Source organism: Arthrobacter sp. H20 (genome assembly GCF_000520515.1).
Taxonomy (GTDB): Bacteria; Actinomycetota; Actinomycetes; order Actinomycetales; family Micrococcaceae; genus Arthrobacter_D.
This window is the reverse complement of the sequence record NZ_AZRY01000217.1, coordinates 1-10569: the sequence shown is the minus strand read 5'-3', so window position 1 is coordinate 10569 and position 10569 is coordinate 1. Positions and strand designations below refer to the sequence as shown.

Genomic DNA, 10569 nt, shown 5'->3' with positions numbered 1-10569 from the left:
TCATCTCCAGCAGGGCCTGGTAGACGGCAAGGTCTTGTTGACTGATATTCACACGCTCACTCATGGCGCCATGGTATCCCGGCCCCCGGGATGACCGGACGGACACGGGCCTCTTTCGTTTCGGAGGAATCGATGCCTCCGAAACTGGCCGAAGGCTCGGACCACTTTCTTTCCGAGCATATTTACCGCAGAGGATAATGTGAATCATGTTTCCGGCCCGGGGACGCGCGTAAAGTCAGCGGAAATGGCCAACACTAGGTAGACAATCGCCTGTCAGAGTAGCGTTCCACGACCCGGAGGACCCTTGTGGCTTTGCACCTTCACCATCTTCCGCCCCGCATAGCCTGCGGAGCCTTCATCCTCAACACCGGGATCACGAAACGGTCCCTGGACGTCGAGGCGGCAACCGGTCTGCGGGATCAGGCCGCCGTCGCATTTGCCCCGCTAAAGAAGATCGACCCTGTGCGTTTCGGCAAGATTCTCTCTACCTCCGAGATCATCCTTATCCTGGGCGCGGCCCTGCTCGTCCCGGTGGTGCCCACCTGGCTGGCAGCTGCTGGCCTCACCGGTTTCTCGGGGGCACTGATGCGCATGTATTTCATGACCCCGGGCCTGACGCGGGACGACGGAATCCGGCCGGCTCCAGCAGGAATGGCCATCGCTCGGGACGTCTTTATGCTCGGCAGCGGGCTTGGCCTGCTCATCGATGAGCTCACGGACCGACCGGGAATACAAAGCATTCCGGCGTGGAAGCAGCGATGACCGAGAAGCCGGAAGCGGATCTGGAAGGACTTTCCGTCAGCGCATGCCAGGCCCCGCTGGGTTCGGCCAGCATTCATCAACCAAATAACCCAACCAACAAATTTGTGGAGACCGGATCATGACGTACGTGATCGCCCAGCCCTGTGTGGATGTCAAAGATAAGGCCTGCATTGAAGAATGCCCGGTGGACTGCATCTACGAAGGTGAACGGTCACTCTATATTCATCCGGATGAATGCGTAGACTGCGGCGCCTGCGAACCAGTTTGTCCAGTTGAGGCCATCTACTACGAGGATGACACGCCGGAGCAATGGGCCGACTACTACAAGGCCAACGTCGAGTTCTTTGACGATCTGGGTTCACCGGGTGGTGCTGCGAAGCTTGGCAACACCGGCAAGGACCATCCACTGATCTCCGCGTTGCCTCCGCAAAATCAAAGCACCGACCTCTGAAAACCGGCTGTCAGGTGTGCAGGCATTTGAGAAGCAAGCCAGTCCAAAATTTTCGCTATGCCTTGATCCGGTTCAAGGCATGTACTCCGCGCCTGACATGTAATGGAAGTACGAAGTTCCAGAACGAATAAGAAGATGAGGAAATGACCACCGTCAAGTTCCAGACTGAGCCGTTCACCTGCCCGTCGTGCGTGAAGAAGATCGAGAAGGTCGTCAGTAAGAAGGACGGAGTGGAGTCGACCCAGGTGATGTTCAATTCCAACAAGGTCAAAGTCGGCTTTGACCCGGACCGGATCACTGCCGAAGAAATCGCCAAAACCATCACGGAGTTGGGCTACCCCGTCGTATCCCAACAATAATCCGGGTCAATCCCATCCGCTCACACCAAGAGGAGTTACATCATGGCAGATATGCTGCGCTATACGATTCCAGATATTGCCGCCGACCATGCCGACTTCCGGGGCGTTATCTGGACCGGAGAGCATAGCCAGTTGGTGATGATGACCATCCCGCCCGGCGGTGAAATCGGCACGGAAACCCACAAGCACACCGACCAACTGCTCAGCTTCGTCCGCGGCACCGGTGAAGGCACGGTCGGCGATGAGACGCACCATCTTGACCCCGGTGATGTGTGCGCCGTGCCCGCAGGTACGATGCACAACTTCGTCAATACTGGTGAGGAACCGCTGGCCCTTTACACGATCTACAGTCCGCCCGAACATGCCGCCGGTGCTGCCTACGCAAACAAGGAAGCAGCCGATGCTGCCGAGGCCTCCGGCCAGGACGCACCCCCTGCCCAATAGCAGCCTTTGAAATCCCTGCCCGACCGCCGCGGTCGGGCAGGGATTTCCTTTTAATACGCACTTGATCGGCGTCAAGGCGCCGGATGCTCGGACGGCATGTAATGGAAGAGCAGAAACAAATCACACAATCCGGTACGAAAGCCGGGGAGGGAATCAGAGGAAGCACCATGTCTGGAAAATTGCAGGCCCGGATCGCCGGTCTCACCGGAGTTTTACTGCTGGTTGCGCTGGCCTTCCATCTCACCGAGCTGGACCAGCTCAGCGACACGGTCCTTTTCGTTGCGAGCATCATCTCCGGAACCCCAATCGCCTTCAAGGCATTCCAGGCCGCCCGGACCAAAACCTTCAGTATTGACCTGCTGGTGACAATTGCCGTGATCGGTGCCCTGATTATCGGTGAATACGTCGAAGCGGCGGTGGTGTCCTTCCTTTTTATTTTCGGCGCCTATCTGGAAGCCCGCACCCTGGAGAAGACCCGTCGCTCGCTGCGGGACCTGGTGGACATGGCTCCGCAGGAAGCCCAGGTGCTCCGCAACGGCCAGACCCTGACCCTGCCGGTCGAGGACATCGTCCAAAACGACCACGTCCTCATCGCCTCCGGCGGCAAGATTGCTGTGGACGGCACCATCGTCTCCGGCCAGGCACTGGTCAACGAGGCCACCATCACCGGCGAACCGGTGCCGGCCTCCAAAACAATCGGCGATACCGTCTATAGCGGCACGATTGTGGACAACGGCTATATCGATGTTGTGGTCGAGAAAATTGGCGAGGACACCACCTTCGCGCAGATCATTGAACTGGTAGAAGAAGCCCAGGAAACCAAGACCAAGGCCCAAAGGTTCCTGGACAAGTTCGCCAACATCTATACCCCGGCGATCATCGTGCTCTCGGTGCTGGTCTTCGTCGTCACCCGCGACGTGGAATTCGCCCTGACCTTCCTGGTCATCGCCTGCCCTGGCGCGCTGGTGATCTCCACCCCCGTGTCCATGGTTGCCGGTCTCGGCAATGGTGCCCGCCACGGCGTACTCGTCAAAGGCGGCGACGCACTCGAACGGCTCTCCAAAACCGACACCCTCGTCTTTGACAAGACCGGAACCCTCACGATGGGCCGGCTGCAAATCACCGAGATCAAACCGGTCGCCATGGCGGAGAGCGACCTACTGACTCTCGCAGCACGCCTGGAGCTGGCATCCGAGCACCCGCTGGCCGGACCGTCGTCGAGGAGGCGCAGAACCGCGGGCTGCCCGTGTCAAAATCCCCTCAGAACGTCGAAGTCATCAAGGGTGGCGGTATCCGCGGCGACGTCGACGGGCACCGGGTAGCCGTTGGCTCCCGCCGGCTCCTGTCCGGCATCGGCGTCGCCCTGCCCGAAGAACTGGGCACTTATGCGGAACAGCGCGAACGGGTCGGCAACACCGTTGTCTTCGCCACCGTTGATGACCGGCTGGCTGGCATCCTTTCCATAGCCGACCAGATCCGGCCCGAAGCTGCAGCAGCCATCACCACGCTGCGCAGGAAGGGTGTGAAGCAGTTCTACATGCTCACCGGAGACAACCGGCACACCGCCCAACTGGTAGCAGATCAGCTTGGTATTGACCATGTCGAGCCTGAGCTACTGCCGCAGGACAAGGTGCGGATCGTCAGTGAACTTAAGGAAGCCGGGCACCGGGTCGGCATGATCGGCGACGGTATCAACGATGCCCCCGCGATCGCCACCGCCGACGTCGGCATCGCCATGGGAGCTGGCACGGACGTTTCCATCCAGACCGCCGATGTTATCCTCATGGGCAACCGCTTCGACCAACTCGTCCACGCCTACTCACTGGCGAAAGCAACGGTACGGAACATGTTGCAAAACACCTTCATCGCCATCGGCACGGTGGTCCTGCTCCTGACCGGCGTACTGCTGCAGCAGGTGTTCATGTCCACCGGCATGCTCGTCCACGAAGTATCTGTCCTGGTCGTCATCCTCAACGCGATCCGGCTCGTCCGCTACCGCGACAAGAGTATCGACCGGCTGCACCCTAGCCCCACCCGAAACCCTGTAGGACGGGCGCGGGACAAGAAGGAAGAACGCGCCACCCCGCAACCGGCAAAGTAATGCAGCCTGAACAAAACTGCCGTACCGTCCGCCACGGGCCGACGGTACGGCAGAGGCAAGAGATCCCGAACATTAAGCAAAGACAGGAAAACTCCATGAGCAAGGCGTACGTATTCAAAGCATTCGGCGGACCGGAAGGGCAGGACTTCATCGACCGCCCCGTTCCCGAACCCGGCCCGGGCGAGCTGCTGATCGAGGTGCGGGCCGCGGGTGTGAACCCGGTCGACTGGAAGATCCGCGCCGGTGATCTGGGCGCCGACCGTGAACTGCCCGCACCCATGGGCATCGACGTCGCCGGCGTCGTTACCCGCGTCGGGCCCGATGCCGGTGACTTCGCCGACGGCGACGAGATCCTCGGCCCGGTAGCCCCCGGCCACGGCAGCTTCGCCGAACACACCCTCGTCCGTGCGGACGCCGTCGTCAAGAAGCCTAGATCCCTCCCCTTCACCGACGCTGCCGCCCTGCCCACGGCCGGAGCAACGGTCTACGACGCCATGCACCAGCTGGGCCTGAAGAAGGGCTAGAAAGTGCTCATCCTCGGCGTCGACGGCGGCGTAGGCCTCGTGTCCACCCAGATCGCCCGCGTACACGGCATCACCGTTATCGGCACCGGCAGCGAAGACAAACGTGAGCTCATAGAGTCTCTGGAGGCCAAACTGGTTCCCTATGGCGAGGGTGTGGCCGACAGGATCCGCGCTGTCGCCCCAAATGGGGTGGATGCCAGCCTGGATCTCATCGGCGGGCAGGAATTGCGCGACGTCGTCGGCCTCGTCAATGACCGGTCCAGGATCAAAACGACGGCGGACCCGGCCACGGCGACCGAACTGGGCGGCGGAACCGTCCAACGTGACCGAACCAAGGAATCATTGGACAACCTCATCGGCGTAGTCGACGTCGGCCTCGTCGATCCCAAGGTCAGCGAGGTCTACTCCCTGGATCAAACCGGACAGGCCCTGGCCGCGGTAGAGTCTGGACACGCCCGTGGAAAAGTTGTTATCAGCATCACTGACGGCAACAAATGACCGATTCGGACCGGGTGGTAGGCGGACCACTGAATCCGGTACGGAGCAGGCGGGTTCTTTCCGCGAAAAATCAAAAGGTGGTTGATTAATGGCTTCTCCGCACCACGGGCAAGTGGCCGGTGCAGATCATCGGGATCAGTGCGTGGCACTGGTTCCAATTTTTGCGCAGCTGAGCCCGGCCGAACGCCATGAAATTGCTCAGCAGGCACGCCAAAAGACGTACGGCCGTAACGAACAGCTGTACGGCGCAGGAGAAGAAAACCCAACACTGATGATTGTCCACCAGGGCCGTGTAAAAATTTACCGGCTGGCCGAATCCGGCCGCGAGCAACTCATCCGGGTCCTGGCGCCCGGTGACTTCATCGGCGAGACGTCCTTTATCAGCGCAGCCGAGACTGACCACTTTGCAGTAACCCTGGAGAATGCACAGATCTGTGTCCTGCACCGGGACGACATCCGTGGGTTTCTGTTGCGGTACCCCACCATCGCCTACAAAATGCTCGAAACCATCAGTGACCGGCTGGAACGGACCGAACGGATGGTCAGCTCACTGACGGGCGAGGACGTCGAACACCGCATCGCGTCCTACCTTCTGGAACTCGCGGATCTGGCCGGGTCCAACTCCCTGGAACTACCGATCTCCAAAAGGATCTGGCCTCCTACCTGGGGACCACCCCGGAAACAGTAAGCCGACGTCCAGCCGTTTTCCAAGAAAACGGCTGGATCTCCCAAAGCAGCAAAGGACGAATCGAGATCCTGGACCGTACGGCGCTGGCTTGTATCTAGCGACACCCCTCCACGGTTAAGTGTCTTCCTCTGGAATCAATCGGCCCCCACCACTCCCCCAACAAATCAACATCCTGTCTCTATAGTAGACCATCTTCTACGGCTTGTAGAAGATGGTCTACTATAGAACCTGTACGGTTCCGGCTTCCACGGTCCCCTTTTCCCCAAAAGGAAGGTTGCCTGCGTTCAAACTTGTTGCGCGCTACTGGCCGAAACCCCACCTATGAAGGAGCCCAGTCATGCTCTCCGATACATCCCGCCCAGTCATCCAGGCCACCCTGCCCGTCGTGGGTGAGAACATCAAGGAAATCGCTCAACGCTTCTATGCGCACATGTTTGCTGAACGCCCCGAACTCATGGACGGTCTCTTCAACCGGGGCAACCAGGCCGATGGGCGTCAGCAGCAGGCCCTGGCCGGTTCCGTAGCGGCCTTCGCCGGGTATCTGGTCAACAAACCAGATGAGATGCCCGATCATCTGCTCGCCCGCATCTCCCACAAACACGTGTCGTTGGGTCTGCGGCCGGATCAGTACCAGATCGTTCATGATCACCTGATGTGGGCGATCGTTGACGTGCTCGGTGACGCTGTCACAGAAGACGTCGCTGCGGCGTGGGACGAGGTCTACTGGCTGATGGCCAACGTCCTGATCAACCAGGAACGTGCAATGTACGGAGCGCTCAACCTTGCCCCCGACACGATCTGGCGGACCTGGCGCGTCGTCGAAAAAATCCGAGAAACGGACGACGTCGTGACATTCGTGGTCGAACGCACCGATGAACGCGACGTCAAACCATCACTACCCGGACAGTACGTCACCCTGAAAGTACTCATGCCCGACGGCGTACACCAACCGCGCCAGTACAGCCTGACCCGCGCCGACGACGGCCACCACCGCCAGTTCTCGGTCAAACGAGTCCACGGCCTGCCCACACCCGACGGCGAAGTGTCCAACCTGCTCCACTTGAGCGTCAACGTCGGAGACGAAGTGGTCCTCTCAGTGCCCTCCGGCGACGTCGTCGTGGCGTACACCGACCGCCCCATCGTCTTCGCCAGTGCTGGTATCGGCATTACGCCCATGGCCGGCATGCTCTCCCACCTTGTACAGTCCGGCTCGCAGCGGAAAGTGATGCTGCTTCACGCCGATAACTCGGCCAGCACCTTCGCTCTACGCAGCCAGGTCCAGTCAGACCTGGCGAAGCTACCCGATGCATCCATGGTCACCTGGTTCGTTGAACCCTCAGAACCGAGCCTGGTGGTTGAGGATGAGCTGGTGGGTTTCATGGATGTCAGCACCATCGACCTCCCGGCCGGTGCCGAGTATTACCTGTGCGGCCCGCTGGTCTTCATGCAGGCAGTCCGCAGTGCTCTCATCGCTCGCGGCATACCCGCCAAAGACATCCAGTATGAAGTATTTGGACCCGACCTATGGCTCGCCGATTTCCAATAACAGCACGAGCATCACCGCGGATTCGTGCCTAACACAGCACGCCAAAAAGTACGGACCATAATGCGGAATTCAAACTCCTCATTATGGTCCGTGCTTACATATTCACCTAGCGGAATGTACAGACCCGGCGGATCCATGCCTTAGCCGAATCTGAACTCATTGCTCGTCAGACTCAGACCTTATCAATTTTTTCCTCGTAGCTTCCAACTGCTTTTTCCAAACCAGTGAGAACGTCGGCTACCGTCTCGAACAGAATTTTGAAACCAGGATCGTCCACCTTCTGTACATCTTCGCGCAGATGTTCGGCAAGTTCCGTCAACCGTGAACGAACCTGCATGGTGTGCCTATACGGGTCACTTTCCGGAAGTGTCTTCGGATCAGTCATGGTTACCTCCATTTCGTGGTACCGGTATCGGCACCAGACAAACCACCGTGGACGATGGCTTGCTTCAAGTCTCCCACCCGCAGGAAACACGGCGGTGAGAAAGTTGTCCAAATCACTCCCCCCGGGGGCCACCGCACGAGGATCGGTCTGCCCTGCAGTAACGCGGCGAAAGAATCTCTGACACCGGTTTGATGTATTCATGCCGTAGTGATGTAACCCCTGTCTGTCAGCATTGGGTCTGACACCCTCTCCTTTCCCACTGCCGTTGCGTGAATTAGTCACGGCGCGGCCAGCGTATGCGTTTTTCCCGTACCCCAGATGCTCGGTCAACTCCGCCTTCAAGCCCCGCTCCAGACCGGCCTTGATGATCTGCTGAATGAACCCGTCCTTACCCTCGAGCTCGATCTCCCCGCGGTCGATCTGGTCCATCAACTCATCAAAGGCACCCGAGGCCTTCAACGCCTCCATGCTCCCCACCGCCGCCATCTGCTCGGCGGTCCTGGACGCATTCACTTTCACTGCTTTCACTGCCGGATTCTCGTGTTCAGTCACGGTCACAATCATGCTCCCTTCAGAAAGTGACTAGCCTACTTACACACTCCATCTGACACCCTCCAAAAGAGCGGTAAGAATCAGGCCAGGCAATTCCCGTCCACGTCATGGATTTGGGGAGTGCGCAGAGATAGAGATCATCCGGTGGCCAGGGCCGTTTCCAGTGTGTTGGGGACATGGGCCCGCCACCCCCAGATAGGTTCCTTACGGCGCTGCCATTGCGAAGCGTGTGCGCCGGAAGGGCTGGAAAGTGAGATGACGGTACCCATGTCCGTTCAAGAAAATATCGGAAGACTCGACGCTCAGGGAGTCCCGGGGCGTGAGATCGCCCGCACGCTGGGGATCAGCCGTGATTCGGTGGCCAGGTACGCCGATCAGCAGGACTTCTCCCCGGTACCGCCAGCACCGGCGGCCCGGCCCGGAGGCTCAGTGTTGACCGGGTTCGATCACATCATTGAGCAGTGGCTGGGCGAGGACCAGCGCCGGCCGCGCAAGCAGCGCCATACGGCCAAGCGGATCTTCGACCGGCTGGTGGCTGAGCATGGTTTCACCGGCACGTATTCACCGGCACGTATTCACCGGTGCAGCGCCATGTGAAGAAGTGGGCTGCCCGGAACCGGCAGGCTGGTGAGGGCTTCACAGAACTGGTGTGGCCTGCTGGCACGGTGCAGGTCGACTTCGGTCAGGCCGAAGCGATCATCGCCGGGATCCGGCAGGTCCTGCATATCCTGGTGGTGACCTTCCCGTTCTCGAACATGCGCTTCGTGCAGGCGTACCGGGGCGAAACTGCTGAATGCGTCTGCCACGGGTTGCGCAGGGTGTTCGAACACATCGGGGCCGCACCCCGGCACATGGTCTTTGACAATGCCACCGGCATCGGACGCCGGGTCGGCACCAAAGTCGTGGAATCGAAACTGTTCGGCGCGTTCAAGCTGCACTACCGCGCCGAGTCGCGCTACTGCAACCCGTATTCGGGACACGAGAAAGGCAACGTGGAAAACGCGGTCGGATTCCTGCGCCGCAACCTCATGGTCCCCGAACCAGTTGCCGCCACGTTGGCTGGGCTCAACGACGTTCTGCTGGCCCGGTGCGACGCCCTGGCCGGGACCACGCACTACCGCAAAGCCCTGGCGTTGGGTGAGCTGTTCGCCCAGGATATGGCGGCGCCAGTCGATCTGATTCAGGCGCAGAACCACGATGTCGCCGCAGCGAAGCCCTGTCGACAGCGCCAACCGGATCATCGCGTAGTCCCGCTTCCCGCGCGGCGATGCCGTGTCGATTGCAGCGACGATCCGCCCGGTTTCCTCAGGGGTGAAGGGCGGCAACGCCCGCGTCCGTCTCGGCCCGACCTGCGCCAACAGCCCGGTGACCTCCAGCGCCGCCAGCCCTTGCCTGTTCAAGAACCGAAAGAGCAATTTGATGGCCCACACCGTGTCGCCCATGCCCGATGCGTGACGGAGTCTCGCTTCAACGAGGAACCCTCGAATATCGTCGATCGTGACCGATCCGACATGTCGGTCGGCGCGGTCCAGATAACCCAGGAACTGGCGCACTTCACCGAGCACAACGCGCACCGACTGAGGAGTCAGTTCCGGCTGTGCGAACTCAGCGAAGCCATCCAGCACGACCGCCGCTGACGCGCTCAGGCCCGACGGCGGCCGCCGACGCCTCCAGGCCACAGATCCGGTTTGCTGGAACTCCAGCATCATCCTGGCCGACTTCTCCAAGGTCGACCGGAACGTAGCGCCGATCTCCCCTCGGCGTAGCCGGTCATCCGTAGCCGCCAGGAACTGGTCGACGGCACGCTCCGTCAGCCGCTCGATTCCTCGGCCGCAGCAGAACCGAACCACTGTTCGACAGCAGCTCGCGTAGTACTTGATCGACCCCGGCGCCAAGCTGATCCGCTCGGCCTCTCCCAACACGCCACCGGCACATTCAGATAGCTCGTCATTCACGATCACGATCCCGATCTCCTATCGGATTGGTGTGCAGCCGTTCCAAATACGGCCGCGACACCACCATGGTCGCCCGGGACTGGCCCCGATCACTACCCCTTCGGTCGGGTTCCAAGGCACCTCGAGTTATTGCGAGCCTGAAGCGTGATTCCGCCGCCCGAAGCGCCGTTCACGCGGCGATCGGAATAACCTGGGAATCGGAATAATCGATGTAGAAGTCGTCTCCGCCGACGTCGAAGTGCACCTGCCGGCCCACGAACGCGAAACCGGGGCCGAGCTCCCGTAGCGTCTCCACGATCCGCTC

The 10569-nt window shown here is 60.3% G+C and carries 10 protein-coding genes and 3 pseudogenes; 11 read left to right on the top strand and 2 right to left on the bottom strand.

Annotated elements, in window-relative coordinates:
- Positions 1–306 precede the first annotated feature (306 nt).
- The 10 genes from Y703_RS17310 (at position 307) to Y703_RS0101775 (ending at position 7373) form a co-directional block, all read left to right on the top strand.
- Positions 307–762, top strand: a complete 456-nt coding sequence (locus tag Y703_RS17310) for a hypothetical protein (RefSeq protein WP_051427207.1) — start codon at positions 307–309, stop codon at positions 760–762.
- Positions 763–880: 118 nt separating this feature from the next.
- Entirely contained in the window at positions 881–1213 is a 333-nt protein-coding gene (gene fdxA, locus Y703_RS0101805) for a ferredoxin (protein WP_026551361.1), read from the top strand.
- Positions 1214–1356: 143 nt separating this feature from the next.
- Positions 1357–1572 (top strand): heavy-metal-associated domain-containing protein, encoded by a 216-nt coding sequence (locus Y703_RS0101800; RefSeq protein ID WP_026551360.1) that lies wholly within the window; start codon positions 1357–1359, stop codon positions 1570–1572.
- Positions 1573–1614: 42 nt separating this feature from the next.
- Positions 1615–2016: a cupin domain-containing protein gene (locus Y703_RS0101795; protein ID WP_026551359.1), complete on the top strand. Its 402-nt coding sequence runs from the start codon at positions 1615–1617 to the stop codon at positions 2014–2016.
- 167 nt (positions 2017–2183) lie between these two features.
- On the top strand, positions 2184–3338 hold the full coding sequence (locus tag Y703_RS22550) for a heavy metal translocating P-type ATPase (protein ID WP_216698845.1): 1155 nt from the start codon (positions 2184–2186) through the stop codon (positions 3336–3338).
- Positions 3263–4117, top strand: a complete 855-nt coding sequence (locus Y703_RS22545; RefSeq protein WP_216698844.1) for a heavy metal translocating P-type ATPase — start codon at positions 3263–3265, stop codon at positions 4115–4117. The genes Y703_RS22550 and Y703_RS22545 overlap by 76 nt, the downstream gene beginning before the upstream one ends.
- A 95-nt stretch (positions 4118–4212) precedes the next feature.
- Positions 4213–4641, top strand: a complete 429-nt coding sequence (locus tag Y703_RS22825) for a quinone oxidoreductase family protein (protein ID WP_253907896.1) — start codon at positions 4213–4215, stop codon at positions 4639–4641.
- A gap of 3 nt (positions 4642–4644) precedes the next feature.
- On the top strand, positions 4645–5139 hold the full coding sequence (locus tag Y703_RS22820; RefSeq protein ID WP_253907895.1) for a zinc-binding dehydrogenase: 495 nt from the start codon (positions 4645–4647) through the stop codon (positions 5137–5139).
- Positions 5140–5281: 142 nt separating this feature from the next.
- Positions 5282–5827, top strand: coding sequence for a Crp/Fnr family transcriptional regulator (locus tag Y703_RS17295; RefSeq protein WP_162148851.1), 546 nt, complete (start codon positions 5282–5284; stop codon positions 5825–5827).
- A gap of 337 nt (positions 5828–6164) precedes the next feature.
- Positions 6165–7373, top strand: coding sequence for a globin domain-containing protein (locus tag Y703_RS0101775; RefSeq protein ID WP_026551358.1), 1209 nt, complete (start codon positions 6165–6167; stop codon positions 7371–7373).
- Positions 7374–8016: 643 nt separating this feature from the next.
- On the opposite strand, the pseudogene Y703_RS22815 reads toward Y703_RS0101775, so the two are convergent.
- Positions 8017–8310, bottom strand: a pseudogene (locus tag Y703_RS22815) (IS256 family transposase); the annotation flags it as partial.
- A gap of 267 nt (positions 8311–8577) precedes the next feature.
- Here Y703_RS22815 and istA point away from each other — a divergent pair.
- A pseudogene (gene istA, locus Y703_RS22810) lies at positions 8578–9476 on the top strand (IS21 family transposase); the annotation flags it as partial.
- 958 nt (positions 9477–10434) lie between these two features.
- On the opposite strand, the pseudogene Y703_RS21195 reads toward istA, so the two are convergent.
- Positions 10435–10569, bottom strand: a pseudogene (locus Y703_RS21195) (PDDEXK nuclease domain-containing protein); the annotation flags it as partial.